This window comes from Sphingobium yanoikuyae (assembly GCF_034424525.1).
In the GTDB taxonomy this organism is placed as follows: Bacteria; Pseudomonadota; Alphaproteobacteria; order Sphingomonadales; family Sphingomonadaceae; genus Sphingobium; species Sphingobium yanoikuyae.
Window position 1 is genome coordinate 4084808 of the sequence record NZ_CP139979.1, and the last position, 24607, is coordinate 4109414.

Sequence of the window (24607 nt, forward strand, 5' to 3'; positions counted from 1 at the left end):
TCCACAGACAGGCGTGGGAAAAGCTGTGGATAATTTCTGTCGATAAGCCTGTGGATAAGTCGAACGCGCGCCGCTCTCAGGCGCGCGTATCGCGCAGCATCGCGCGATAGTCGCGGATGCCCAGTTCCATCAGCCGCGCCTCGGCCCGCAGCAAATGAGTGCGCGCCAGCGGATGCGGGGAATGGAGGATATTCTGCAGCGCCATGTCGGTGGTGACGGTGACGACACGCTCCAGCCCGGTCATCAGCGCGGTGCCCATGCTGAACACCGGCGATCCGGCCTCTTCGCTGCCGCCATCCATCTGGTCGACCAGCAGCCGCATCACCGGCTGGGCGGCATGGACGCGATGCAGCATCATCCGCTCATTCTGGCGATCGGCCATATTGTTGCGCAGGTGGAGCAGGCGGGAGTGCTTGACCCAGAAGCCATGATAGGCGGTGACGAAGGCCAGCGCCTTCTCGCCCAGTTCCTCCTCGCTCCATCGGGTCCGCAGCAGGCCGACATAGTCGGCCTCGGCCGTGGCCATCACCGGCTCCAGCACGGCGAGCAGCAATTCGGTGAGATCGGAGAAATAATTGTAGAGCGACGTCATGCCGAGCGAGGCCTGGCGCGCGACCGCGCTCAGCGAGATTTCGACATCCACCGGCCCCGCCAACAATTCGTTGGTCGCCGCCAGGATACGCTCGCGCGTGTCGCGCCCCTTGCGACCCAGGCGCTGGCCATTGAGATTATGGCTCAGTGCCTTGGTGGCCCGTCCCCGGCCCTTGGGTTCCGACGGCCCGTCCGCCGCAATCGATGCCTTTGCCGTCAAAACCCGTCCTATCCATGCCCCGTCGCGCGCCTCAGGCGGCGCGCCAGGCGATCAGCTTGGTTTCCAGGAACTCCTCGATCCCTTCGAGGCCCCATTCGCGGCCTACACCACTGGCCTTGTAGCCACCGAAAGGCAAGTCGCCGGCGATGCACATGCCGCCATTGACGCTGATCGATCCGCTGCGGATCTGCTTGGCGACATTGATCGCCCGGTCAAGATTGCCCGAACTGACGCCGCCCGACAGGCCATAGCTGCTTTCATTGGCGATGCGCACGGCATCGGCATCATCCTCGAACGGGATGACCACCAGCACCGGCCCGAAAATCTCTTCCTGGGCGATGCGCATGTCGTTGGTGACGTCGACGAAGCAGGTCGGCTCGATGAAATAGCCGCCGCCCTTGTCCGGCCGCGCCTTGCCACCCGCCAGCAGGGTCGCGCCCTCGGCCTGGCCGATATCGACATAGGACAGCACCCGCTCCATCTGCCGCTTGGAAATGACCGGCCCCATGATGTGCTGGGGATTGTCGAAATCGCCCCAATTGTCGCCGAAGCTGGCATAGGCATGCTTCAGGATCGCCTTCGCCTCCTCATAGCGGCTGCGCGGCACCAGCAGGCGCGAATGGACGGCACAGCCCTGGCCGGCATGGAAGACCAGCATGGTCTGGGCGACGTCCATCGCGAAATTGGCGGAATCGTCGAGCACGATCTTGGCCGACTTGCCGCCCAGTTCCAGGAAGACGCGCTTCAGCGTGGCGGCGCCCTGTTCCATGATGCGCTTGCCCACGCCCGTCGATCCGGTGAAGGAGACAAGGTCGACACGCGGATCGGTGACCAGCATCTCGCCGGCCAGCGCCGGATCGCTGCCGAACACGACATTGATGACGCCGGCGGGGAAGCCCGCCTCCGCCGCCAGTTCGCCGAAGATGGCGCCCATGCCCGGCGTGTTGGGCGCGGGCTTCAGGATCACGGTGCAGCCGGCCAGCAGCGCGGCCACGACCTTGCCGACATTCACATAGAGCGGCACGTTCCAGGGCGTGATCGCCGCAACCACGCCGACCGGTTCATAGACCGCCTTGCGCAGGCTTTCGAAGCCATAGCCGGTGCGCCCGCCATAATCCTTTTCCCATTTGAGCTTGGGAAAGACCGCGAGATAATCGTCCCAGCCATCGAGCGCCATGTCGACATGGGCACGGCCGACGGCCCCCATGGCAGCGCCGGCCTCATGCCGGGCCAGATCCGACAGCCGTTCCTTGTTCGCCTGGAACAGGTCGCGCAGCTTCGTCACCAGCGCGACGCGCAGGTCGACATTGGTCGACCAGTCGGTTTCGTCAAAGGCGCGGCGGGCAGCGACGATCGCGGCCTCGACATCGGCGGGCGAGGCATCGGCGGCGGTGCCGACCGGCTCGCCGGTCCAGGGGCCGATCACCTCAAAGGTCTTGCCGCCTTCGGCACCGCGCAGCACGCCGTCGATATAGAGCTTGGCTTCGGGAAGAGTGGCCATGATCGCCTTCCTGTGGATAACTTCTGTGGATGTTGTGGATAAGTCGCCCGGTCAGCGCTTGCGCGCGCTCAGGGCGACTGATCCGATGTGCAGGTCCGCCGGCATGTCGAGCACGGCGCGGAAGACGTCGGTGACCGAATTATAATGGCTGATGCCGCGCTCGCGCAGATTGAGGCCGACCTTGGCATTTTCCTGGGCGAAGCGGATCGCGACATCCATCGGCCAGCTGCTGCCGGTCTTGGTCTCGTCCATCATCATGCCGGCCTGGACCACGGTGACGCGCACGCCCTCGGGCTCCAGTTCGCGTGCCCACATGTCGGACATCAGTTCCAGCCCCGCCTTACCGCCGGCATAGAGCCACAGCATCGGCATTTTCAGCGGCACGGATTCGCTGGTGACATTGATGATATGACCGCCCCCGCGCAGCAGCGGCAGCGCCTCCCGCGCGCAATGGATCGGGCCGGCGACATTGGTGGCGAGCGATGCTGCGATCTGCTCGTCGCGCACCTCGGCCAGGGTGAAGGGTTCGTAGATGGCGGCATTGTTGATCAGCACGTCGATCCTGGGATGACGCTGCGCGATCGTGGCAAAGGCGGCGCGGACGGAAACGGGATTGCCGACATCGCATTCGACCGCGAAATGGGGTTCGCCCAGTTCCTGCGCGACCGCCTCGACCTTTGACAGGGTGCGGCCCAGCAGGATGACGGTTTCGCCATCGCGCGCGAACCGCCGCGCCAATGCGCGTCCCAGCCCGTCGCCCGCACCGGTAATGACGATGACCTTGCTCACCTCTCGCTCCACCTGTTCTTGTGCTGTTGGCATTTACTTGCGCATGTCGTCCGCGGCGCGGCAAGATGGCGCCGCATCGCGCGCGCGATAGTTGGGAAATTCAGCCCGCCGGCCGCGCGAAATCGGCCGGATAGACGGACAGGTCGCCATCATAGGCGATCCCGCCCGGCCAGAAGCAGGCGCCGCTGATCCTGGCGAAATAATGGACCGTGCGGGCGAAGGAGCCGGCCGAGGAGCGCGGCTGGAAGGCGACGCCGCTGGGGCTGACGCCGCGCGCGCGCGCGCTGAAATCCTTGACCGTAAACAGCAGGTCGTCGGTCTGCTGGGCGCAGAAGACCAGGTCGCTGCCGGGACAATAGCGGCGCGGTTCGACCTGAAGCGGCGAGAGACGCCCACGCTTCATCGCCACCTTGCCCGGCACGCGCGTCACTTCGGGGCCATGGACCGTGTCATACCAGTGATGATATTCCGCCTCCCGCCCGGCGACGAAATTGGCGAGGATGATCGAGACCCCGGAAAAGGGCTGGTCGGGCTGGTGATTGGGGCTGGCGACCCAGTCCGAATACATGGCATAGCTGTGGATGCGCTCGCTTTCGTCGCTGTCGTCGATCAGCCCCGCGTCGCGCGCATCGGCCAGCAAGGGCGCTAGCGCCGGCAGGTCGATCTCCGGCGCGGCATAGTCGAACTCATAGACCGACAGGAAGCGCCAGGGTTGGGGAATGTCGGGCATGATCTGCTGCGGCGTCACCTCATAGCGATCGGCCGACCGAAAGCCGCGCAGCCGGGCCAAATCCGCCTGATGCGCGCCGTCGAACCAGCGGGCATAATCATCCGCCCGGCCGGCCGCGACATTGTGCAAATGGATGGTGGTATACAGGCTCATTCCTCGTCCCCGGCTGCCCGGCCGGCTGGTCCCGACCCTGTGTGCGGCGGCAATCCAGCATGGATGCCCCGCACATGCCAGAGCCGCCGGCCAATGATCGCCGGGGCATTGAGAAGCGGGCGCGAATTGACCCTGTCGGCAGCGCTCCCCATCCTGGCGCGGCAATCATGCCGGAAGGACGCGTGATGACCGACCCTGTAGCCGCGCCCCGCTTCGCCCTGTTCCGCGCGAAGGACGCCACTGATTTCGAGGAAAGCGGCCTGATGGCGACGGTGCCGCCGACGCCGATCGAGATGGCAGGATCGATCGCCGCGGTCGAGGCGGGCATGCTGGAAGGCACGCGGGTGAAGCTGCTCTTTTCCATGCCGGGCCTCAGCCTCACCCATGCCTGGTTCCGCAGCGGCTTCCCGCTGCCGCGCCACAGCCATGATGTCGACTGCCTCTATTTCATCCTCGCCGGATCATTGCGCATCGGCACGGAAGAACTGGGCGCGGGCGACGGCTTCTTCGTTGGCGCCAACGTCCCCTACACCTATGTGCCCGGCGACGAGGGCGTAGAGGTGCTGGAATTTCGCGGTTCCGACAGCTTCGACATCAGGATGCTCGCCAACAACCGCGCCTATTGGGACCGGGCGGTGGCGCAGGTCTCGGCGCAGCGCGCGCATTGGACAGGCGAGACGCCGCCGTCGGGCCTGTCCTTCGGACCCGAGCCCGGCGGCGGATAGGGGCGATCAGCCCCGGCCGTTTGCCGCCTCATGCGCGGCCAGGCGGCGCCCGGTCACCAGCGTCTGGCCAACGAACAGGATGATCAGGATCACCCCGACCGTGCCGACGAAGATGTCGAAGCCGGACCAGCGCCCGAACAGGCCGGGCTTGTCGCCCAGCACCATCATCATCACCGTCAGCGCGATCAGCATCAGCCGCAATTCGGTCGGGCCGGCCGACAGATAGGAGAGCTTGAACTCCCCCAGCACGCGGGCGGAGAGATAGGCGTGGATCGACAGCAGCAGATAGCCGGCGAGCGCCACCAGGGCGACATCCATGGTGACATAGGGGCTGAGGCCGATGCCGGCGAGGATCAGCAAGGTCACCAGTCCATCGCAGCTATGGTCGATGAAATAGCCATAGGAGGGGCGTTCGATCCGGCGGTAGCGCGCCAGGCTGCCATCCATGGAATCGCCGAACCACTGGACGACATAGCCCAGGATCGCGAGCAGCAGCCAGGATGCACCGACATTGCTGGCGGTATAACCGATGAAGGTCATCAGCGCGCCGATCAGCCCCAGCAGGGTCAAAAGGTCCGGCGTGACCTGTCGCGGCATCCGGGCGCACAACCAGGTGAGAAGCTGGCGTTCGGAACGCGCCAGGAAATTTTGCTGGATGCGGTCCAGCGTCGTGGCCGCATCATGTCTTTGATCTGTCATGATCCCTTATCGAGGACATATGTGGCGCGGACAAGACAACATCCCCCACACATGACGACATGGTGCCCGCCTTCCCGTTCAGGTCGGTGGCACCTTCATGTCGATCGCCAGCCGGGTGAGGCGGGATCTGGCGATGCGCCAGTGGCCGCCTTCCCGGCGATATTGTTCATGATAATGGCCATGGCCGATCAGGCTGCGGCCATCGGGCCAGACCAGATGGTCCTGCATCGCCCAGATGGCGGTCGCGGTGTCGCCGTCGATGGCGATTTCGGGCGAATGGACATGGTGGACGGTGCGCGCCGCGTCGATCGAGGCGCGGACGCTGGCGATCGCGACATCGCGCCCCTCCAGCAGCGGCCCGCCCGATCCGGTGGCGTCGAGCCGGAAGTCGGGCGTGAACAGCGCGGCAAAGCCGTCCCAATCCTTGGCATCGAGCAGACGGCAATAGCGCGCCTTCACATTGGCGATGGCCAGCCAGTCGGCGAAATCGGGCGCGGCCATCAGAAACGGAAACCGCGCATCTGGTTGCCGCCGTCGCACAATATCACCTGATTATTGATGAAGCTGCCCTCGTCGGAGGCGAGGAACAGGCCGAGATTGGCGATATCCTCGGCCGTGCCCTGGCGCTTGACCGACTGCATGCCCTTCAGCCGCTCCCAATTGTCGGCGGCGACGCCGTCCTGCGCCGCCTCGGTCGCCATCAGCCCCGGCGCGATGCCGACGCAGCGTATCTCGTCCTGGCCGAACTGCATCGCCATTGCATGGGTGAAGATGTTGAGCGAGGCTTTGGTGATGCCATAGGCGGTGGCCGGGTTGTAGCTGGCCATCGACGATTTGTTGATGATGACGCCCTTCGCTTTCGCCAATGCCGGCCGCAATGCTTCGGCCAGCAGCAGCGGGCCGATGGTGTTGACCGCGAAATAATGCTGCCACTTGGCCTGACCCAGACCGAAGAAACCGCGCGCAATCTCCCCGGCATGGAGGCCGGCATTGTTGATCAGCACGTCGAGGCGGTCATGGACGGCCAGCACATCGGCGGCGAAGGCCTGGATATCGGCCTCGTCGCTCATGTCGACGCGATGCACGGCGGCGGTGGCGCCAAGCTGTTCGACCAGCGCCTTGCTCTCGGCCAGCCCCGCTTCGTTGATGTCGGCCAGGATCAGGTGCGCGCCCTCGCCGCCAAAGGCGAGCGCATAGGCGCGCCCCAGCCCCGCCGCGCCGCCCGTCACCAGCACGGTCTTGCCCGCGAAACGTCCCGCCATCCTCTGCCTCCTATTCTGTTTGAAACCCTATCGCCCGCGCAGATAGGCCATGGCGGCGCGTGCCGCCGCCAGCCCATCCTCGGGATTATCGACCTCGACATAGCCGGTCGCGCGGGTCAGCCGGGCGATACGCGGCATCAGCGCGGCATAGCCCATCTCGCCACGGCCGGGGGTGACCGCATGGTCGGTGATCGCCGTGCCATGGTTCCGGTCGATATCCTTCAGATGCATCGACACCACGCGCGGTCCCAGCGCCGCCAGCAGATCGAGCGGCGCCACGCCAGCATACCAGGCCCAGGCCAGGTCGACCTCGAACGAGAGCAGGTCCGGCGCGATCCGGCTGGCCATCAGGTCGAGCGGCCGGTCGCCGTCGATCGGCATCAGGTCATACCAGTGATTATGATAGGCGAGCGTCAGGCCGGCCGCCTTCGCCTTTCCCCCCAGCGCCGCAAGCTGCGGGATATAGGCGTCGAGCGCGGCGCGGGTCGTCTGGCCCAGCGTGCGGCTGGCGATGAAGATCGGCGCGGTGGTCAGCGCGACGATGTTCGCGCCGATCGCCGCCGCCTGATCGAACTGCCGGTCATAGTCCGCGCCGCGCACGCCGAGCCGGACCACGCCCACCGCCATGCCGGCATCGCGCACCATGCGGGCCTTGTCCTGCGGCGTGGGTTCGGACAGGTCGTTGGCGACATAGGAAGCGAGGCGAAAGCCGAACCGGCCATAGCCCATCGCCGCCACCGCGCGCAGCGTGCCGGCATAGTCGCGCGCCAGTTCCTTGCGCACGGTGGTGTCGGCCAGACCCAGCGTCCATGCGCCGCGCCTCGCCGCCACCTGGCCCGGCAGCAACAAGGCCGCGCCACCGCCCAGCAGCAGCGACCGGCGACCAAGGCATTGCGGTGCCCGCAATCGCCCGGCCGGATCGGTCACGCCGCCTCGACCTCCAGCCGCTTGACCACCAATGCCTTGAGGTCGGCGGTCTTGATCTTGGCACTGCCGGTCAGTTCCAGATCGCTCTCGGCAAAGAAGAGGACGCGACGGGGCACCTTGAAGCTGGCCAGTTGCTCCCTGGCGAAGCCGCGAATGCCGTCCTCGTCCAGCGTGGCATCCGCATGCGGGACGATGCAGGTGACCACCAGCTCGCCCAGCGTCTCATGCGGGACGCCGACGGTCTGGGTCACCTTGACGCCCGGACAGGTCTTGATGACGCTGTCGATCTCGATCGGCGAGACATTGGCGCCGCCAGTCTTGATGATGTCGTTGAGCCGCCCTTCCCAGTGCAGCCGCCCTTCCCTGTCGAACCAGCCACCGTCGCCGGTGCGGAAGAACCCCTCGCCATCGACCGAGTCATCGAGCGGGATGCCGACATAGCCCAGCATCAAGGTCGGTCCCTTGACCGCGATCTCGCCCCGTTCGCCGAGCGGCACAACCGCGCCGGTGAGCGGATCTACGATCTTGAAGATATTGCCGGGCAGCGGCGCGCCATGGCTGCCGGCGATCCGCTCCTCGGGCGTGCCCGACGGGAAGATCGAGCTGATCGTAAAGGTTTCGGTGTTGCCATAGGCGGCCATCGGTTCCTGCCAGTCGGTGCTGACGGTCGGATGGCGGCCGAGCGGATTGGCCGGATTGACATAATAGAGCGAGGACAGATCGACATCGCCCCAATTGGGTGCGGCTTCCAGCTGCGCCCATTGATGCGGCCAGGCAAAGGCCATGGTCGCCTTTTCCGCTTCCATCAGGCTCAGCGCTTCCGCCGGCTGGAAGGTCTGTTGCAGGATCAGGCTGCCGCCGCCGGTCAGCGCGCCGCCGATCGCCATGCAGAAATTGCCCGACCAGAAGAAGCCATTGGCCGACCAGGCGCGGGCATTGGGCTTCGCTTGCAGGAAGCGTTTCCAGCGCCAGAGCTGCAAGGTCGGACCGCGATGCGCGCTGATGATGCCCTTGGGCTTGGCGGTGGAGCCGGAGGAGAAGAAGAGCACGCCCGGATCGGCCGGCATGACGGTGGCGGCAGCGGCATCGACCAGCGCCTGATCGACCGCGTCACCGCGTGCAAGGAAGTCGCCCCAGTCCTCGATCCGGCCCATCGCTCCGTCGACGGCGGCGAGATGGCGCAGGAAGGGGAAGCGGGTGGAGACGAGCCGGCCGTCGCCGGCGACGCCGATCGCCGGTTCCAGATCGGCGAGGATCGCGCCGAAATCCTTCTTCAGGACCGCGCGTTCGAGCAATAGCACGGAGCAGGCCGAGGACTGGACCAGATGGTCAAGTTCGGCCGGGGTCGAGAAGGTGCTGAGCGTGGCGGCGACGCCGCCCGCCAGCGCGACGCCGAACACGGCCGAGAGAAATTCCGGCCGGTTGGTCATCAGCACGCCGACGCGCGTGCCCTTGCCCACGCCACAGGCGACCAGCGACCGGGCGACCGCATTGGCCTGCGCCCACAGATCGTCATGGCTCCAGCGGACCACGCCATCGGGTCCGTGGAAGACCAGCGCCTCCCGCCCGGCATGGGCCTGCGTAACCTCACGCAGCCAGCCGCCGAGCGTCAGCGTGCCCAGGCCCTCCTCTTCAGAGAGAGGCGGGCCGGCGACGATCGAGAGCGCAGCCATCGGCTTAGCGGTTGACGTCGACGATGACGCGACCGCGCACCTTGCCGGCGAGCAGGTCGGCGGCGACGCCGATCGCATCGCCGAGCGAGATTTCCTGCGCGATCACCTCCAGCAGTGCCGGATCGAGATCGCGGGCCAGCCGCGCCCAGGCGGCGAGGCGCACGGGCTTGGGCGCCATCACGCTGTCGACGCCGAGCAGGCGCACGCCGCGCAGGATGAAGGGCATGACGGTCGCCGGGAAATCGGCGCCCTGGGCGAGGCCGCAGGCGGCGACCACGCCGCCATAGCGGGTCTGGGCGCAGGCATTGGCGAGGGTGAAGCTGCCGACCGAGTCGACCACGCCGGCCCAGCGCTCCTTCTGCAGCGGCTTGCCCTTTTCCGACAGTTCGGCGCGGTCGATCACGCCGTCGGCGCCCAGCGTCTTGAGATAGTCGCCCTCGGCCGACTTGCCGGTCGAGCCGATCACGGTGAAGCCCGCCTTCTTGAGCAAAGCGACCGCAACGCTGCCGACGCCGCCGGTCGCACCGGTGACCAGGATTTCGCCCTGATCGGGGGTCACGCCCGCCTTCACCAGCGCCTCGACGCAGAGCGCCGCCGTGTAACCGGCCGTGCCGATCGCCATCGCCTGGCTGGGCGTGAAGGCGCTGGGCAGCGGCACCAGCCAGTCGCCCTTCAGCCGGGCGACCTGGGAGAGGCCGCCCCAATGGCCCTCGCCCACGCCCCAGCCGTTCAGCACCACCTTGTCGCCGGCCTTCCAGTCGCCATGGTCGGAGTTGCGGACGGTGCCGACCAGGTCGATGCCGGGCACCATCGGAAATTTGCGCACCACCGGCGAGGCGCCGGTGATCGCCAGGCCATCCTTGTAGTTCAGGGTCGAATAATCGACGTCGATGGTCACATCGCCCTCGGGCAGCTGCGCCTCATCGACCTGCGCGAGCGACACGCTCTGCTTGTCGTCGGTCTTTTCGATCAGGATGGCGGAAAACATGCGGTCGGTCCTTCTTGAAGAGAGAAAGGGAAATCGGGCAGCCTATCCCTGGGCAACCCTGGGGAGCGGCGCGAGCGGACGGCCGAGCCGCTCGGCAATGTCGGGGAATTTGTCGCTGCGCATCGATCCGAACATGCACAGGCGCAGGCATTCCTGGGCGAGGCGACGGCCAAGTGCCCGCCGTTCCCCCTCTTCGCGGGCATGGCTGCGCGCCCAGATCGGCCAGAGAAAGGCACCCGCCAGCATCAGCACCGACAGGACTTCGGCATCGACGCCGTCTTCGGCGAGATCGCTGTGGGCGAAGCGCTGGAGCGAACCTTCATATTCGCGCCAGAAAGGGTCGGCCATCGGATCGGGCGAGGCCAGAAGCTGGAGCAGCCAGATGCGGCACAGCTCGGGATTGTCCATCGCGAACAAAGCCAGCCGGTCGGTGGTGTCGGCAATGTCGACTTCCTCGACCCGGCGCTCGCCGATCGTCTCGGGATCGCCGAAGACCGAACGGAACATGCGTTCCGACACCCAGTCCGCAGTCGCCTCGATCAGCTTCTCACGGGTTTCGAAATGCTGGTAGGCGGTGCCGCGATTGACGCCGGCGAGATGGGCGACTTCCGACAGGCTGACGCCATCCGGCCCATCCTTGGCCAGCAGCGCACGGGCGGCTTCCAATATGGCCTCACGGGTCGCCACGGGATCGCGGGCGCGCCTTTTCCGAATGTCCGTCATGCTGCCTCACCTAGGTTGATCGTTCAGAGCCTATAATGATCAGCCCTGTTGATCGGCTCCATCCCTGCCCGCTCCGGGGCCAGAGTCAATCGCTGCGGCCCGGCGGTCGCGCCCTCATCGCTCCCGCGAAGGCCATGGCCCCAAACGCCGATCGGCCGGACAACCCCCTGGGGCTGCCCGGCCGATCGTCTGGCCCTTGGCGCGGATGGATCAGCGCGAACCGAAGGCGAAGCGCAGATTGACGCCAAATTCGCGCGGCGGGGTGACCGTGGCACCGGTATAGGTGCTGGTATAGGTCGCCGCCGCCGTGGTCGCGCCGGTCGCGGTGAAGCCGGTGATCTGCTGATAGCCGGTGAAGAGCGGGGTGGTCCGCGTCAGCACCTTGGTCGTGTCGAACAGATTCTTGGCAAACAGCGAGATTTCCCAGCCGCCATCGGGATCGCGGATACCGGCATAGAGATTGACCAGCGCATAGGCGCTGACATCGTCATAATTATTGCCCGGATCGCCCTTCGACTTGCCGTTATAATTGACGAGGCCACGGATGAAGCCGTCGGTCTTGCCCGAAATGGTCGTGTGGAACTCGCTCTGCAGCGTGGCGGTGATCGGCGGCAGGAAGGCCGCGCGCTGGTTCACCTGACAAGCCGAGAGATTGTCGGCGCCGACAGCACCCTGCAGTTCCGCCAGGCTGGGCGCATTGCCGACCGGATCGGGAATGCCGTCGCCGTTCAGGTCGTTGCACGGAATGGTGCCGTTCTTGATCTTGCCGAGCGAATAGCTGCCGGTCAGGTTGACGTTCCAGCTGCGGGTGATGTCGAAGCCCAGTTCGCTTTCCACGCCGTTCACCTCGACCGGGACAGCGCCCACGAAGTTGAACGAGCCGACCTGCTGCGCGGTGCCGGTCACCTGCCCGGCCGCATTGCGGACGGCGACGGTGTTCACATAATAAACGCCGTTGTTGGGCACGCGATAGGGGAAGTTCTTGTACTTCTGGTGATAGGCGGTGACGTTGAAGCGCATCCGCCCGCCCATCAGCGTACTCTTGAAGCCCAACTCATAGGATTTGGAGGTTTCGGGCGGCAGGTCGAGGAAGGAGCGCTCCAGCGCCGACGGCGCGATGTTGAAGTCGCCCACCACGTTGATGCCCGGACGGAAGGAGCTGCCGGTCGCGGCATAGACCAGGAAGTCCGGCGTGAAATTATGCTTGATCGATGCGCTGTAGATCAGCTTGTCGGTATCCTGCGAGTCCGCGGCGATGGTGTTGCCGTTGACCGCCAGATAGTTGTTCGACTTATACTTGATCTGGCGCAGGCCGCCCGCCAGTTCGGTCGCCTCGCCGAAATGGGCGGTCAGGTTGCCGAAGAAGGACTGTTCGTGCGACTTGCCGGTACGGTCGATCTCGGTCTGCACGACCGAGGCGATGCCGCCGCCAAAGGCCGCAGGCAGGCGCACGATGGTCGGCGAGGTCAGGTGGGTCGGCGGGTTGAGCCGGTCGTCGAAGAAGCCGATGACATAGTCGAACATGTCGAACACACGTTCTTCATTCTGCAACCGGATTTCATGCGAGGTTTCCTTGGCCACCGTGTCGGTGACCTGATTGACGTCGCGGCCGATGAAGAAATTGCCATCGTCGACATTGTCGGTCGAATGGAATTTCTGCTTGGTATACATGCCCTGATAGATCAGGCGCTGGCCGGCAAAGGCCAGTTCCGACCGCCAGTTGAAGATATCGAAGCGCTGGTTGATGATGCGCGGCTGTTCCTGGATCGACAGGCGATCCTTGGCGGTGATCAGCACCGGGCTGGGCGTGGCGTCGGGATTGGCTTCGCTGAAGGAAATCGCCTGGTCATAGGTCCGCGCATCGCGGTCCATATATTGATAGGTGCCTTCCAGCTTCAGCCAGTCGGTCGGCTCGATCGTGCCGACGATACGCGTGCTCTTGGTACGCGACCAAGGGCTCGGCCCGCCGCTGAGCGGGCGAACGCGATCGGCATCATCCTCGTTCCAGACGCCCGACACGCGGATGCCGGCAATCCCTTCGATGATCGGCAGGTTGAGCCCGCCCTTGAAGTTGAGCGTGCCGATATCGTTGCCGGTCCAGTCGATGAAACCGCCAAACTGGTTGAGGTCGGGCTTGCGCGTGGTGATGGTGATCGAACCCGATGGCGAGGCGCGGCCGCGCAGCGTGCCCTGCGGCCCGCGCTGCACTTCGATCTGGCCGATGTCGTACATCTGCTGCAGCACGGCGCCCGGCGAGAGCGGTGCGTCGTTGAAGTAGAATTGGATGGTGCCGCTGTTGCCGCTGGCATTGGCGTCGAAATTCACGCCGCGCAGGCGCGCATTGCCGCCGATGCCATTGGCATTGTTGGTCAGTTCAAGGCCCGGCGCCAGCGCCTGGACCTCGTTGAAGGTGCGGATGTTGAGGTTGCCGATCGCCTGCTCGGTGACCGCGTTGACCACCGCGGGCACGTCCTGAATGTCTTCGCCGCGACGACGCGCCTCGACGATGATGATCTGGGCGTCGAAACCGGTGTTGCTGGTTGCAGCCTGTTCCTCGGGCGCCTGGGCAAGAGCCGGCGTCGCGATGGTGAGTGCCGCGACACTCGCGCCGATCAAATAATAGGCCGACATGCGATTCATAAGTGAAGCCTCCCCAAATAAACATCATGTTGACTATTGAGTCACCATTGATGCAGTGATCTTTTTTGCTTTGGTTGATTCTCGTTATGCCTGATATTGGCGGCCCGAGAAGCCCGGCCGCCTTGCAGATGGCGACATATCGCCATCGCGATTCCACCAGATCGTCACTGATCCCCCAGGCGATTTGCGCCTGCCCATTCCCCCTGCATGATCGCCAGCCGATGGCGCATGAGAGGGGAGAGCGCAATGGACATGCAAATGACGGGCAGGGTCGCGATCGTGACCGGCGCGACCGCCAATATCGGCCGCGCCATCAGCCTGGGGCTGGCGGCCGAAGGGGTGAAGCTGGTCGCGGTGGGGCGCGATCAGGCGGCTGGCGCGCGGCTGGTGGAGCAGGCGATCGCCGCCGGCGCGCAGGACGCCCGTTTCGTGGCCGCCGACCTCAGCGATCCGGCCGCGCCGGGGCAGATCCTGGCGGCGGCCTCCGCGCTGGGCGAGGTCGCGATTCTGGTCAACAATGTCGGCGGCAATATCGGCGCGGGATTCTTCGTCGATTCCGATCCGGCAAGCTGGGCCGGCGACATCGACCTCAACCTCGGCACGCTGTTGCGCATGACCCATGCGACACTGCCCGGCATGATCGCGCGCAAGGCGGGCGCGATCGTCAATATCGGCTCCACTGCGGGCATCGTCGGCGACTATATGCTGCCGGTCTATTCTGCGGCCAAGGCGGCAGTCCACGGCTTTACCAAAGTGCTGGCGAAGGAAGTCGGACCGCACGGCATCCGCGTCAATTGCGTCGCCCCCTATGGCACCGTGTCGCGCGATCCCGCCGCCTTCTCCAGCGGCAGCCGATTCCACCCCGATCGCAACTTCTTTGGCCGGGCCTTTGCCAGCACCAGCCCGAAGGACATGGAGAAGCGGTCGCGCCAGACGGTGCTGGGCCGCCCCGTCGCCTTTGCCGAGGAAGTCGCCTCGCTCGCCGTCTATCTGGCGTCGGACCAGGCCGGCTTCATCACCGGCCAGGTCTATCCCGTCGACGGCGGCAGCCTGCTGTAAATCAGGCGTCGGGCGGGCCGAAGCGGAAGATCGTCATCTTGTTGCCGTCGAGATCGCGGAAATAGGCGCCATAGTAACCGTTGGGATCATCGCCGCGAATGCCGGGCTTGCCCTCGCACTTGCCGCCCAGTTCGAGCGCGCGGGCATGGACCGCATCGACCTGTGCCCGGCTGTCCGCCTGGATGCCGACCTGATTGCCATTGCCCGGCGTCGCATCCCCCTCGAACGGAATGCCGATCAGCAGCATGCCGCCCTCGGCCGTCTTGTAGGCGACCAGATCGGGCCGGTCATAGGCGCGCACCGCGCCCAGCAGTTCGGCAATGCCGTCATAGAATGTCTTCGCGCCATCAAGGTCGCGGGTGCCGAAACGGGCCATGCTGATCATATTGCTCTCTCCCTCATAATCCGCCCATGCCTTTCCAGCGATCGGCGCCCATCCACACATATTCGACATAATGGCCCAGCCATTCGCGCGTATCGAGATAGACGAACTCCAGCATGCCCGGCGTCCCGCCCTTGAGCACCACCGGATAAGGCTGCTGCTCGACCCGCGCCATGAAGGCGGCCCAGTCGTCGACCCGGTTGCAGATATGGTGGAAGACCAGCCGATCATCGGCGGGCAGCGCATCGCGATAGAGCGCCAGCACGTCACCCGATATCGGCTGGATCAGTTCGAACTGCATGTCGTCGACCCAGACGAAGGCAAGTTTCTGCACGCCCTGCCCCTCGCCCTGCGGCGTCCAGAGCTGCACCGGCACCTCGATCTCCGACAGGGAGCGGACATCGGCCTGCTCGCGGAACTGGGCGACGGCCTTGTCGACATTGCGGGTGACATAGGCGTTCTGGAAATGATGGCCGGTCAGCATGGCTCAGCCCTCCCGCGCGACGTCATAGCGCGCCAGATAGCGCTCGAAATGCGGCGCCAATTGCTCCACCGACAGGCCATATTGGGCAAGCTTATAGTCGTGGCGGCCGAACTTGCCCTGCGGATTGTCGTCGAGCCAGGCCTGCATCGCGGCCTCCGCCTCCGGCGTGAAATCATCGCCCAGCGCGGCATAGAGCCGCCGCATCGTGCCGATCGGATCGCTGGTGAGGTCGGCATAATGGACGTCGACCATGCTGTCCTCGCCCAGCCGCTCGCGCGCATCCATGATGCGGTCGGCATGGAGCCGTGCCTGATAGGTGCAATTTTCCGCCAGCCATTCGGGATCGACCCGGCCGGTAAAGGCCATCTGCCCCAGGCTGATGATCGAGCAGAAGCTGCCCATGGCGGTATAGGGATCGCGATGGGTCCAGATGAAGCGGGCGTCGGGATAGATTTTGCGGATCGTCTCGATCCACAGGCTGTGGCTCGGCATTTTGAGATTCCACACGCCCGGCGCATCGGCCTGCAGCAATTGCAGGAAGCGTTTGTGATAGTGATAGGCCGACGTCATGTCGGTCGAGAACAGCCAGTCGCGATAATTGGGCAGCTTCCCCCGCGATTCCAGCGCCAGCGCCTTGAAATCATGCGCCATGAAGAAGATGCATTCATTGGGGTAGACGGCCGAATTGCGATAATATTTGCCCATTTCCGGCCGGGCGGCGAGCATCGCCTTTTCCTGTTCCAGCCGGGCGATGGCACGCGGATCGCTCTTGAGCGTGGCGCTGGTCGCCGGCGGCACCGGTTCGTCAATCTCCCAGGTCAGCGGCGATCGCCGGGCCGGATCGCAGGCCAGCAGATTGCTGAGCAGCGTCGTGCCGGTGCGGGGAATGCCGAAGACGAAGACCGGCCGCTCGACCGGCCGTTCCAGCAGCTCGGGCCGCTGCGCCAGATAATCGGTGGTCCTGAGGCGATTGGACAGCAGGTCGACGACATTGGCCTCCATCCGCGCATGGCCGCTGTCCGACAGGCCGGCCTGGTTCGCATCGGCCAGCAATATGTCCAGCCCTTCGCGATAACTGTCGGAATCGAAGCGATCGAGGCCGGTGGCCTTGATCGCGCGGTCGATCAGCGCGTCGGCAACCAAAGCAGCGCCCATGGCATGTCTCTCCTGATGTCTTTTGCCGCCATCATGGGCAGCAGGGCGATGCGCGCCAATGCTGCCCGATGAAGCGGCCCGGCCGCACTATCGATATCGGGCCATATCAGAAGCGCGCGGCCAGCCCCTATCGCGGGCGCGATGTCAGATGCTGGCGAAACTGGCGCGGCGTCGCCCCGGTGGCGCGGCGAAAGGCGAAGGCGAAGCTGGAGGGCGAAGCGAATCCGAGCGCGAAGGCAATCTCCTTGATGCTCTCGCTCGATCCCAGATAGCGTTTGGCGACATCGATCCGGCACTGGACGATATAGTCGCCGATCGAACAGCCCCGGCTGGCGCGAAAGCCGCGCGTCAATTGCCGCACCGACAGGTTGCACAGGGTCGCCAGCTCCTCCAGCGAGGGCGCTGCGCCGCCCAGTTGCAGCCGCTCGTCGATCCGCCGCAGCCGCCAGGTGGCAAGCCCGCCGGTCGCCGGTCCCTCGGCGATCGCCTGGCAATAGCGCGCCACCTCGATCGCCAGTTGCCCGGCGATCAGCTCGGTCAGCACGATGCTGCCCGGCCCCGGCCGGTTAACCTCCTCCGCCAGGCGGAACAGGCAGGCGCGCATATGCGGATGGGCGATGTCGAGACAGGCCGCGAGGCGACTGTCGGTCCATTCGATCGGGCCGTCGAGCCAGCGGTCGATCGCCTCCGCCTTGATCTCGCACACGACCGAGGACTGGCTGCCCTCTCCTTCGGTCCGCAACCGCAAGGCCTGCCCCGGCGGCACCAGGAAAATCTCGCCCAGCCGCTCATAGCGATGCGGCCCCCAATGCTCGGCATAGCAGCCGCGCACCCGCTCGGGCCGGGGGGTCAGGCACATGTCGAGCCAATAATGGCGCTCGCGCCGGAAAATGCGGTCGGTCGGCCCCGCCAGGTCGAGCCGCATGATCCGCGCCTGCGCCTGCGGCACCGCAATCTCGGCCTCGAAAACCGACCTGGCATAGGATTCCGCCATCGCTCCCCCGCTCTCTGGCCATGTTTGGCCCTATCGCTGCACTATGGCTCATTCTCGATAGTCTGGTCAATTGCGTCGGCGCCGGAGTCGCCCCCATCCTTGGGCCATCAGGCAAGCCGCCAACGATGCGGCACCCTATGGAGAGAGATGAATGGCTAAGGGTCTTTTCGACTGCACGGGCAAGGTCACGCTGGTCACCGGCGGCAATGGCGGCATTGGCCTGGGCTTCGCCATGGGCGTCGCCAAGATGGGCGGCGACATCGCCATCTGGGCGCGCAATGCGGACAAGAACGAAGCCGCCGCCGCCGCCCTGCGCGCAGCGGGCGCCGGCCGGGTCGAAACCTATCAGGTCGATGTCGCGTCGGAAGAGGCGATCGTCGACGGCTATGCCAAATTGCTCGCCGATTTCGGCCGCATCGACTGCGTTTTCACCAATTCGGGCCGCGCCTCGCGCTCGCGCTCGGTGCTGACGCTGGATTCGACCGAATGGCATGATCTGCTGGCGGTCAACCTGCACGGCGCCTTCTTCACCCTGCGCGAAGGCGCCAAGGCGATGGTCGCCCGCGCCGAAGCCGGCGAGCCGGGCGGCAGCCTGGTCTATTGCGGCAGCCTGTCGATGTTCCATGGCATTGCCGGGATCAACAATTATGCCGCGTCGAAGGGCGGCATGGGCGCGGCCGTGCGCGGCATGGCGGCGGAACTGGGCAAGTACGAGATCCGCGCCAACAGCATCGCGCCGGGCTATATCAAGACCGGCATCGGCGGCGATGGCGAGATGAGCGAGGAGATGAAGGCCCGCATGGCCGCCGTCGACGCCCATTTCTCGGCCAAGACGCCGATCCATCGCCCCGGCGCGATCGAGGATTTCGAGGGCATCGGCGCCTATCTCGCGTCCGACGCATCGCGCTATCATAGCGGCGACACGATCGTCATCGACGGCGGCAGCCTGGTCTACCCGCCCTACGCCTTCTGAGCCGATCGAAGGAGCGCCCCGATGCACCTGCTCAACATCCATGATGTGAATGATGTCCGGCTCGACGCCTATCAGCGGCCCGAGCCAGGTCCGAAGGACGTCGTCGTGAAGATGAAGGCCTGCGGCATTTGCGGCAGCGACCTCAGCTATATCAAGAATGGCGGCATTCCCGGCCCCGGCAAGCTGACCGCGCTCGGCCATGAGGGCGCGGGCGAGATCATGATCGTGGGTGACGAGGTCACGGGCGTCAGCGTCGGCCAGAGCGTCATCATCAACCCGATGATGACGCCCAGCTTCATCGGCAGCGGCGGACCGGAGGGCGCCTTTACCGAGGAATTGCTGGTCCGCGACGCGCGACTGGGCGACAGCCTGCTACCGATCCCGGACGGCATATCCTATGATGTCGCCGCCATGTGCGAACCGCTGTCGGTGGCGATGCACGGCGTCAACCGGGCGCAGGCCAGGGCAGGCGACAAGGTCGTCATCTTCGGCTGCGGCCCGATCGGCCTTGGCATGGTGCTCTGGGCGATCGACCGGGGGTGCCAGGATGTGATCGCGCTCGACCTGGCCGAGGAACGGCTGGAGCGCGCCCGCGCGCTCGGCGCCCACACGATCAATCCGGCGAAGGAAGATGTGATCGCCCGGATCAAGGCGATCCATGGCACCACCACCGTGTTCGGCCGCGAAAAGTCGCAGACCGACGCCTATATCGACGCGGCCGGCGCGCCCTCCATCCTGTCCGACGTGATCGCCATGGCCAAGACCCATGCCCGCCATGTCATCACCGCAGCCTATATGAAACCGATCGAGCTGCCCGCCGGCCCGATGCTGACGACCGAAATGACGATCACCACGGCGGTCGGCTATCCGACCGAAATGCCCGACGTGATCGCCGCCATGCCGCGCCTGAAGGACAAGATCGCGGCGCTGATCAGCCACAAGCTGCCCTTCGCGCAGGTGATGGAGGGGCTGGAGATCGCCGCCCGCCCGCAATCCGCCAAGGTCATGATCGAGTTCGAGGGAGCCGACGCATGAGCACGCCATCGACCGCCGAGAAACCGCAGACTCCCTTGGGCGCGCTGGTGATGGCCGGACAGGGCCAGACCGATGCCGAAGCGATCACCGAGACCATCTTCATGGTGAAGGATATTTCCAACGCCTATCTGGTGACGACGGGCGACGGCGACCTGCTGGTCAATACCGGCTTCCTGGGCAATGGCGCGCGCAACAAGGGGCTGTTCGCGCCGCACCGCACCGGCGCGCTGAAACGCATCATCGTCACCCAGGCCCATCCCGACCATTATGGCGCCCTGCCAGACCAGCAGGAGCCGGGCACCGAAGTCATCACGGGTGTCAACTTCGTCGACACGGAGGATTATTTCGACCGGCTCGGCCCGTTCCTCGGCATCCGATCGGGCAAGCTCTGGGCATCGATGACCCGGCGCGACGGTCCACCGCCCAAGCCGCCCCGCATCGTCCCCGACCGGATGGTCGAGACCGTCCATGCCTTCGAACAGGGCAGCCGCAAGTTCGAGGTGGTGAAGACGTCCGGCGGCGAGACGCTCTGCTCGGTGTTCGTCTGGATGCCCGAGGAAAAGATCATCTTCACCGGCAATCTGTTCGGCCCGGTGTGGCGCTCCATGCCCAATCTGGTGACGATGCGCGGCGACCGCCCCCGGCTGGTGCGCGCCTATCTCCAGTCGCTGGAGCATGTCCGGTCGCTGGCGCCCGAACTGGTCATCACCGGCCATGGCGATCCGATCCGCGGCGCAGACACGATCCGCGCCGATCTCGACCGGATGCATGCCGCCGTTTCCTATATCGAGCGCGAGACGATCGCCGGCATGAATGCCGGCCGGCATGTCCAGGATCTGATGCGCGAGATCGTCCTGCCCGAGGATATCCGCATCGGCGAATTCCATGGCAAGACCAGCTGGGTCGTCCGTGCCATCTGGGAGGAAAATGCCGGCTGGTTCCATTATGAGGACGGCACCACTGCCCTTTATGGCGTGCCGCGCCCGACCGTCTATCCCGACCTGGTCGAACTGGCCGGCGGCGCCGGGGCATTGGCCGCCCGCGCCCATGTCCATGCCGCGGCGGGGCGTCCGCTCGAAGCGCTGCACCTGCTCGACATCGCGCTGGGCGTCGCGCCCGACCATGAGGCGGCGCTGACCGTCAAGAAGGCCGCGCTCGAACAATTGCTCGCCCGCAGCGGCAGCACCAACCTGTCCGAAACCATGTGGCTGAAGGCGGAAATCGCCGATGCCGACAAGCGGCTCCCGGCCGCCTGACCCCCATTTCAGGAAGCATAATCATGGCACGCAGTCTTACGCATTTGGAGCGCCTAGAGGCGGAGAGCATACATATATTGCGGGAGGTTGTGTCGGAGGCGGATCGGCCTGTGATGCTTTATTCGGTGGGCAAGGATTCGGCGGTGATGCTGCATCTGGCCAAGAAGGCCTTCTATCCCTCGCCGCCGCCCTTCCCGCTGCTGCATGTCGACACCACCTGGAAGTTCCGCGCGATGTATGATCTGCGCGACAAGGCCGCGCGCGACGCGGGGATGGAACTGCTGGTCCATCATAATCCCGAGGCCCAGGCGCGCGGCATCAACCCGTTCGACCATGGCGCGCTCCACACCGACATGTGGAAGACGGAAGGGTTGAAGCAGGCGCTCGACAAGTTCGGCTTCGACGCGGCATTCGGCGGCGCGCGGCGCGACGAGGAGAAGAGCCGCGCCAAGGAGCGCATCTTCTCCTTCCGCACCGCGTCGCATGGCTGGGATCCCAAGAACCAGCGGCCCGAACTGTGGAACCTCTACAATGCGAAGAAGGCCAAGGGCGAGAGCATCCGCGTCTTCCCCATCTCCAACTGGACCGAGCTCGACATCTGGCAATATATCCAGCTCGAGGGCATCGAGATCGTGCCGCTCTATTTCGCCGCCCCCCGCCCCACCGTCGAGCGCGACGGCATGCTGCTGATGGTCGATGATGACCGCTTCCCGCTGGCGCCCGGCGAAGTGCCGGTCGAGCGATCGATCCGCTTCCGCACGCTGGGCTGCTATCCGCTGACCGGCGCGGTCGAGAGCGAGGCCAGCACCCTGTCGGAGGTGATCCAGGAGATGCTGCTCACCACCACATCCGAGCGCCAGGGTCGCGCCATCGACAAGGATGCCGGCGGCGCCGGCATGGAGAAGAAGAAGCAGGAGGGGTATTTCTGATGTCCGACGTGATCACACAGGACCCCGTCTACCAGACCGATGCGCTGATCGCGCAGGACATCGACGCCTATCTCGACGTCCATCAGCACAAGACCATGCTGCGCTTCATCACCTGCGGCTCGGTCGATGACGGCAAGTCGACCCTGATCGGGCGGCTGCTCTATGATTCGAAGATGATCTTCGAGGATCAGCTCGAAGCGCTGCAGGCCGATAGCAAGCGCGTCGGCACGCAAGGCGGCGAGATCGACTTCGCCCTGCTGGTCGATGGCCTCGCCGCCGAGCGCGAACAGGGCATCACCATCGACGTCGCCTATCGCTTCTTCGCCACCGAGAAGCGCAAGTTCATCGTCGCCGATACGCCGGGCCATGAACAATATACCCGCAACATGGTCACCGGTGCCTCCACCGCCGACCTGGCCGTCATCCTGATCGACGCGCGCAAGGGCATTCTCACCCAGACGCGGCGCCACAGCTACCTCGCCCATCTGATCGGCATCCGCAACATCGTGCTGGCCGTCAACAAGATGGACCTGGTCGGCTATGACCAGGCCGTGTTCGACAAGATCGTCGCCGATTATGCCGCGTTCGCGCAGAGCATCGGCATCAGCGCCTTCACCCCCATCCCCATCTCCGGCTTCAAGGGCGACAATATCACCGCCCGGTCCGAGAACACCCCCTGGTATCAGGGGCCGACCCTGATGGCGCATCTCGAAAGCGTCGAGGTCGATGCCACCACCGCGGCGGCCAAGCCCTTCCGCATGCCGGTCCAGTGGGTCAACCGTCCGAACCTGGACTTTCGCGGCTTTGCCGGCCTGATCGCCAGCGGATCGGTCAAGCCGGGTGACGCCGTGCGGGTGCTGCCGTCTGGCAAGACCAGCACCATCAGTCGCATCGTCACGATGCCGGGTGGAACCGGCCCGGCAAGCGGGACCGGTGGTGACGGCGACCTCGACGAAGCGATCGCCGGCCAGTCGGTCACGCTCTGCTTTGCCGACGAGATCGACTGTTCGCGCGGCGACGTCATCGCGGTCGCTGACAATCCGCCCGAGGTCTCCAGCCAGTTCGAGGCGACCATCGTGTGGATGGATGACGAGGCGATGCTGCCGGGCCGGTCCTATTGGCTCAAGATCGGCACGCAGAGCGTCTCGGCCACCGTCCAGGCGCCCAAATATGTCGTCAACGTCAACACCATGGAGCATCTGGCCGCCAAGACGCTGGACTTGAATGCCATTGGCGTTGCCGAACTGGCGACCGACAAGCCGATCAGGTTCGAGCCCTATGCCGAAAACCGCACGCTCGGCGGCTTCATTCTGATCGACAAGATCTCCAACCGCACCGTGGCGGCGGGCATGCTCCACTTCTCGCTGCGCCGGGCGCAGAATGTCCATTGGCAGGCGACCGATATCGGCCGCGAGGCCCATGCCGCGCTCAAGAACCAGGTTCCCCGCATCCTCTGGTTCACCGGCCTCTCGGGCTCGGGCAAGTCGACCATCGCCAATGAGGTGGAAAAGCGGCTCGCGCTGATGAACCGCCACACCTTCCTCTTGGATGGCGACAATATCCGCCATGGCCTCAACAAGGATCTGGGCTTTACCGAGGCCGACCGGATCGAGAATATCCGCCGCGTCGGCGAGGTTGCCAAGCTGATGGCCGACGCGGGCTTGATCGTGCTGACCGCCTTCATCTCGCCCTTCCGCGCCGAGCGCGAGATGGTGCGCGAGATGCTGCCGGACGGCGAGTTCATCGAGATCTTCGTCGATACCCCGCTCGAGGTTGCCGAGGCGCGCGACGTCAAGGGCCTCTACAAGAAGGCGCGATCGGGTGCCCTCAAGAACTTCACCGGCATCGACAGCCCCTATGAGGCGCCCACCAGCCCCGAAATCCGGGTCAACACCGTCGAGATGACGCCACAGGAAGCCGCCGAGCATATCATCCGCAAGATCATGCCGCTCAAATGAGCAACATCATGACAGATGCCGATCTGGCCGCCCATCTCGCCGAGACCGCCGGCCGCCTGCTGCTGGAGGTCCGCGCCTCGGGCCTGTTCAGCGCCAAGGCGCTCGGCAAGGCCGGCGACCAGACCGCCAACCAGTTCCTCGTCCATGCGCTGCGGGAGCAGCGGGCCGAGGATGGTCTCCTCTCCGAGGAGATGGCCTGTGACGGGGCCAGACTGACCCACAGCCGGGTGTGGATCGTCGACCCGGTCGACGGCACCCGCGAATATGGCGAGGCACGCGCCGACTGGGCCGTCCATGTCGGCCTCGCCGTAAACGGCGTGCCGACCATCGGCGCGGTTGCGCTGCCGGGGCATGAGGATGGCATCGTCCTGCGCACCGACCAGCCGCGCGCAATCCCGCCCGCGCCCGAGAAACTGCGCATGGTCGTATCCCGCACCCGCCCCGCACCCCAGGCGGTCGCGGTCGCCGAAGCGCTGGGTGCCGAACTGGTCCCCATGGGCTCCGCCGGCGCCAAGGCGATGGCGGTGATCCTGGGCCAGGCCGACATCTATCTCCACGCCGGCGGCCAATATGAATGGGACAGCTGCGCCCCCGCCGCCGTCGCACTCGCCCACGGCCTCCACGCCTCCCGCATCGACGGCGCACCGCTGACCTACAACCAGCAAGACACATACATGCCTGACCTCCTCATTTGCAGGCACGAACATGCCGATGCAGTGCTGGGGGCTATGGCCGAGATCGCGGCGCAGGCCGCCTGAAAA

At 65.5% G+C, this 24607-nt stretch carries 24 protein-coding genes; 8 read left to right on the forward strand and 16 right to left on the reverse strand.

Annotated features, from left to right (window positions below):
- Positions 1 to 76: 76 nt before the first annotated feature.
- The 4 genes from U0025_RS18865 to U0025_RS18880 all read right to left on the reverse strand — a co-directional run bounded on the left by U0025_RS18865 (position 77) and on the right by U0025_RS18880 (position 3984).
- Positions 77 to 811 carry a TetR/AcrR family transcriptional regulator gene (locus U0025_RS18865; protein WP_004209038.1) on the reverse strand — a complete coding sequence of 245 codons (735 nt, stop codon included), beginning with the start codon at positions 809 to 811 and terminating at the stop codon, positions 77 to 79.
- 31 nt (positions 812 to 842) lie between these two features.
- Positions 843 to 2312 carry an aldehyde dehydrogenase family protein gene (locus U0025_RS18870; RefSeq protein ID WP_004209039.1) on the reverse strand — a complete coding sequence of 490 codons (1470 nt, stop codon included), beginning with the start codon at positions 2310 to 2312 and terminating at the stop codon, positions 843 to 845.
- A 51-nt stretch (positions 2313 to 2363) separates the two neighbouring features.
- Positions 2364 to 3101: an SDR family oxidoreductase gene (locus tag U0025_RS18875; RefSeq protein WP_004209040.1), complete on the reverse strand. Its 738-nt coding sequence runs from the start codon at positions 3099 to 3101 to the stop codon at positions 2364 to 2366.
- A gap of 100 nt (positions 3102 to 3201) precedes the next feature.
- Positions 3202 to 3984 (reverse strand): hypothetical protein, encoded by a 783-nt coding sequence (locus U0025_RS18880; RefSeq protein WP_004209041.1) that lies wholly within the window; start codon positions 3982 to 3984, stop codon positions 3202 to 3204.
- Between the two features lie 185 nt (positions 3985 to 4169).
- Here U0025_RS18880 and U0025_RS18885 point away from each other — a divergent pair, with 185 nt between their 5' ends.
- Entirely contained in the window at positions 4170 to 4709 is a 540-nt protein-coding gene (locus tag U0025_RS18885) for a cupin domain-containing protein (protein ID WP_004209042.1), read from the forward strand.
- Positions 4710 to 4715: 6 nt separating this feature from the next.
- Here U0025_RS18885 and U0025_RS18890 read toward each other — a convergent pair whose 3' ends face one another.
- The 8 genes from U0025_RS18890 to U0025_RS18925 all read right to left on the reverse strand — a co-directional run bounded on the left by U0025_RS18890 (position 4716) and on the right by U0025_RS18925 (position 13621).
- A complete protein-coding gene (locus U0025_RS18890) occupies positions 4716 to 5408 on the reverse strand; it encodes a CDP-alcohol phosphatidyltransferase family protein (protein WP_004209043.1) in 693 nt (230 codons plus the stop codon).
- Positions 5409 to 5486: 78 nt separating this feature from the next.
- Positions 5487 to 5909: a nuclear transport factor 2 family protein gene (locus U0025_RS18895; protein ID WP_004209044.1), complete on the reverse strand. Its 423-nt coding sequence runs from the start codon at positions 5907 to 5909 to the stop codon at positions 5487 to 5489.
- Entirely contained in the window at positions 5909 to 6670 is a 762-nt protein-coding gene (locus U0025_RS18900) for an SDR family NAD(P)-dependent oxidoreductase (protein WP_004209045.1), read from the reverse strand. The genes U0025_RS18895 and U0025_RS18900 overlap by 1 nt, the downstream gene beginning before the upstream one ends.
- A 27-nt stretch (positions 6671 to 6697) precedes the next feature.
- Complete coding sequence (locus U0025_RS18905; protein WP_004209046.1) at positions 6698 to 7597, reverse strand: sugar phosphate isomerase/epimerase family protein; 900 nt, start codon at positions 7595 to 7597, stop codon at positions 6698 to 6700.
- Complete coding sequence (locus U0025_RS18910; RefSeq protein ID WP_004209047.1) at positions 7594 to 9270, reverse strand: class I adenylate-forming enzyme family protein; 1677 nt, start codon at positions 9268 to 9270, stop codon at positions 7594 to 7596. Before U0025_RS18910 ends, U0025_RS18905 begins: the two co-directional genes overlap by 4 nt.
- Before the next feature lie 4 nt (positions 9271 to 9274).
- Positions 9275 to 10258: an acrylyl-CoA reductase (NADPH) gene (gene acuI, locus U0025_RS18915; RefSeq protein WP_004209048.1), complete on the reverse strand. Its 984-nt coding sequence runs from the start codon at positions 10256 to 10258 to the stop codon at positions 9275 to 9277.
- A 42-nt stretch (positions 10259 to 10300) separates the two neighbouring features.
- Entirely contained in the window at positions 10301 to 10981 is a 681-nt protein-coding gene (locus U0025_RS18920) for a TetR/AcrR family transcriptional regulator (protein WP_004209050.1), read from the reverse strand.
- Positions 10982 to 11191: 210 nt separating this feature from the next.
- On the reverse strand, positions 11192 to 13621 hold the full coding sequence (locus U0025_RS18925; RefSeq protein WP_004209051.1) for a TonB-dependent receptor: 2430 nt from the start codon (positions 13619 to 13621) through the stop codon (positions 11192 to 11194).
- Positions 13622 to 13879: 258 nt separating this feature from the next.
- Between U0025_RS18925 and U0025_RS18930 the strand changes: the two genes are divergently transcribed.
- Positions 13880 to 14680 carry an SDR family NAD(P)-dependent oxidoreductase gene (locus U0025_RS18930; protein ID WP_254792336.1) on the forward strand — a complete coding sequence of 267 codons (801 nt, stop codon included), beginning with the start codon at positions 13880 to 13882 and terminating at the stop codon, positions 14678 to 14680.
- A 1-nt stretch (position 14681) separates the two neighbouring features.
- Here U0025_RS18930 and U0025_RS18935 read toward each other — a convergent pair whose 3' ends face one another.
- The 4 genes from U0025_RS18935 to U0025_RS18950 form a co-directional block, all read right to left on the reverse strand.
- Complete coding sequence (locus tag U0025_RS18935) at positions 14682 to 15065, reverse strand: VOC family protein (protein ID WP_004209053.1); 384 nt, start codon at positions 15063 to 15065, stop codon at positions 14682 to 14684.
- Between the two features lie 13 nt (positions 15066 to 15078).
- The gene (locus U0025_RS18940; protein ID WP_004209054.1) at positions 15079 to 15546 is read right to left on the reverse strand and encodes a VOC family protein; all 468 of its coding nucleotides are present in this window, start codon (positions 15544 to 15546) and stop codon (positions 15079 to 15081) included.
- A gap of 3 nt (positions 15547 to 15549) precedes the next feature.
- Positions 15550 to 16701 carry a sulfotransferase family protein gene (locus U0025_RS18945; protein WP_004209056.1) on the reverse strand — a complete coding sequence of 384 codons (1152 nt, stop codon included), beginning with the start codon at positions 16699 to 16701 and terminating at the stop codon, positions 15550 to 15552.
- A 127-nt stretch (positions 16702 to 16828) separates the two neighbouring features.
- Entirely contained in the window at positions 16829 to 17695 is an 867-nt protein-coding gene (locus U0025_RS18950; protein ID WP_004209057.1) for a helix-turn-helix domain-containing protein, read from the reverse strand.
- A gap of 151 nt (positions 17696 to 17846) precedes the next feature.
- Between U0025_RS18950 and U0025_RS18955 the strand changes: the two genes are divergently transcribed.
- From U0025_RS18955 to U0025_RS18980, 6 genes are read left to right on the forward strand one after another with little or no spacing between them, the layout of a single operon-like run.
- Entirely contained in the window at positions 17847 to 18668 is an 822-nt protein-coding gene (locus U0025_RS18955) for an SDR family oxidoreductase (RefSeq protein WP_004209058.1), read from the forward strand.
- A gap of 21 nt (positions 18669 to 18689) precedes the next feature.
- On the forward strand, positions 18690 to 19703 hold the full coding sequence (locus tag U0025_RS18960; RefSeq protein WP_004209059.1) for a zinc-dependent alcohol dehydrogenase: 1014 nt from the start codon (positions 18690 to 18692) through the stop codon (positions 19701 to 19703).
- Positions 19700 to 20959, forward strand: coding sequence for an alkyl sulfatase dimerization domain-containing protein (locus U0025_RS18965; protein WP_004209060.1), 1260 nt, complete (start codon positions 19700 to 19702; stop codon positions 20957 to 20959). Before U0025_RS18960 ends, U0025_RS18965 begins: the two co-directional genes overlap by 4 nt.
- 23 nt (positions 20960 to 20982) lie before the next feature.
- Positions 20983 to 21888, forward strand: coding sequence for a sulfate adenylyltransferase subunit CysD (gene cysD / locus U0025_RS18970; RefSeq protein WP_004209061.1), 906 nt, complete (start codon positions 20983 to 20985; stop codon positions 21886 to 21888).
- Positions 21888 to 23846 carry a sulfate adenylyltransferase subunit CysN gene (gene cysN, locus U0025_RS18975; protein ID WP_323156737.1) on the forward strand — a complete coding sequence of 653 codons (1959 nt, stop codon included), beginning with the start codon at positions 21888 to 21890 and terminating at the stop codon, positions 23844 to 23846. Before cysD ends, cysN begins: the two co-directional genes overlap by 1 nt.
- Before the next feature lie 8 nt (positions 23847 to 23854).
- Positions 23855 to 24604 (forward strand): 3'(2'),5'-bisphosphate nucleotidase CysQ, encoded by a 750-nt coding sequence (locus U0025_RS18980; RefSeq protein ID WP_004209063.1) that lies wholly within the window; start codon positions 23855 to 23857, stop codon positions 24602 to 24604.
- Positions 24605 to 24607: the final 3 nt, after the last annotated feature.

Bases quoted from the DNA above. Each gene is read 5' to 3' on its own strand.
- U0025_RS18870 (WP_004209039.1), bottom strand. From the start codon at position 2,312: ATGGCCACTCTTCCCGAAGCCAAGCTCTATATCGACGGCGTGCTGCGC.
- U0025_RS18880 (WP_004209041.1), bottom strand. From the start codon at position 3,984: ATGAGCCTGTATACCACCATCCATTTGCACAATGTCGCGGCCGGCCGG.
- U0025_RS18885 (WP_004209042.1), top strand. From the start codon at position 4,170: ATGACCGACCCTGTAGCCGCGCCCCGCTTCGCCCTGTTCCGCGCGAAG.
- U0025_RS18890 (WP_004209043.1), bottom strand. From the start codon at position 5,408: ATGACAGATCAAAGACATGATGCGGCCACGACGCTGGACCGCATCCAG.
- U0025_RS18895 (WP_004209044.1), bottom strand. From the start codon at position 5,909: ATGGCCGCGCCCGATTTCGCCGACTGGCTGGCCATCGCCAATGTGAAG.
- U0025_RS18900 (WP_004209045.1), bottom strand. From the start codon at position 6,670: ATGGCGGGACGTTTCGCGGGCAAGACCGTGCTGGTGACGGGCGGCGCG.
- U0025_RS18910 (WP_004209047.1), bottom strand. From the start codon at position 9,270: ATGGCTGCGCTCTCGATCGTCGCCGGCCCGCCTCTCTCTGAAGAGGAG.
- acuI (WP_004209048.1), bottom strand. From the start codon at position 10,258: ATGTTTTCCGCCATCCTGATCGAAAAGACCGACGACAAGCAGAGCGTG.
- U0025_RS18920 (WP_004209050.1), bottom strand. From the start codon at position 10,981: ATGACGGACATTCGGAAAAGGCGCGCCCGCGATCCCGTGGCGACCCGT.
- U0025_RS18925 (WP_004209051.1), bottom strand. From the start codon at position 13,621: ATGAATCGCATGTCGGCCTATTATTTGATCGGCGCGAGTGTCGCGGCA.
- U0025_RS18930 (WP_254792336.1), top strand. From the start codon at position 13,880: ATGACGGGCAGGGTCGCGATCGTGACCGGCGCGACCGCCAATATCGGC.
- U0025_RS18935 (WP_004209053.1), bottom strand. From the start codon at position 15,065: ATGATCAGCATGGCCCGTTTCGGCACCCGCGACCTTGATGGCGCGAAG.
- U0025_RS18940 (WP_004209054.1), bottom strand. From the start codon at position 15,546: ATGCTGACCGGCCATCATTTCCAGAACGCCTATGTCACCCGCAATGTC.
- U0025_RS18945 (WP_004209056.1), bottom strand. From the start codon at position 16,701: ATGGGCGCTGCTTTGGTTGCCGACGCGCTGATCGACCGCGCGATCAAG.
- U0025_RS18950 (WP_004209057.1), bottom strand. From the start codon at position 17,695: ATGGCGGAATCCTATGCCAGGTCGGTTTTCGAGGCCGAGATTGCGGTG.
- U0025_RS18955 (WP_004209058.1), top strand. From the start codon at position 17,847: ATGGCTAAGGGTCTTTTCGACTGCACGGGCAAGGTCACGCTGGTCACC.
- U0025_RS18960 (WP_004209059.1), top strand. From the start codon at position 18,690: ATGCACCTGCTCAACATCCATGATGTGAATGATGTCCGGCTCGACGCC.
- U0025_RS18965 (WP_004209060.1), top strand. From the start codon at position 19,700: ATGAGCACGCCATCGACCGCCGAGAAACCGCAGACTCCCTTGGGCGCG.
- cysD (WP_004209061.1), top strand. From the start codon at position 20,983: ATGGCACGCAGTCTTACGCATTTGGAGCGCCTAGAGGCGGAGAGCATA.
- cysN (WP_323156737.1), top strand. From the start codon at position 21,888: ATGTCCGACGTGATCACACAGGACCCCGTCTACCAGACCGATGCGCTG.
- U0025_RS18980 (WP_004209063.1), top strand. From the start codon at position 23,855: ATGACAGATGCCGATCTGGCCGCCCATCTCGCCGAGACCGCCGGCCGC.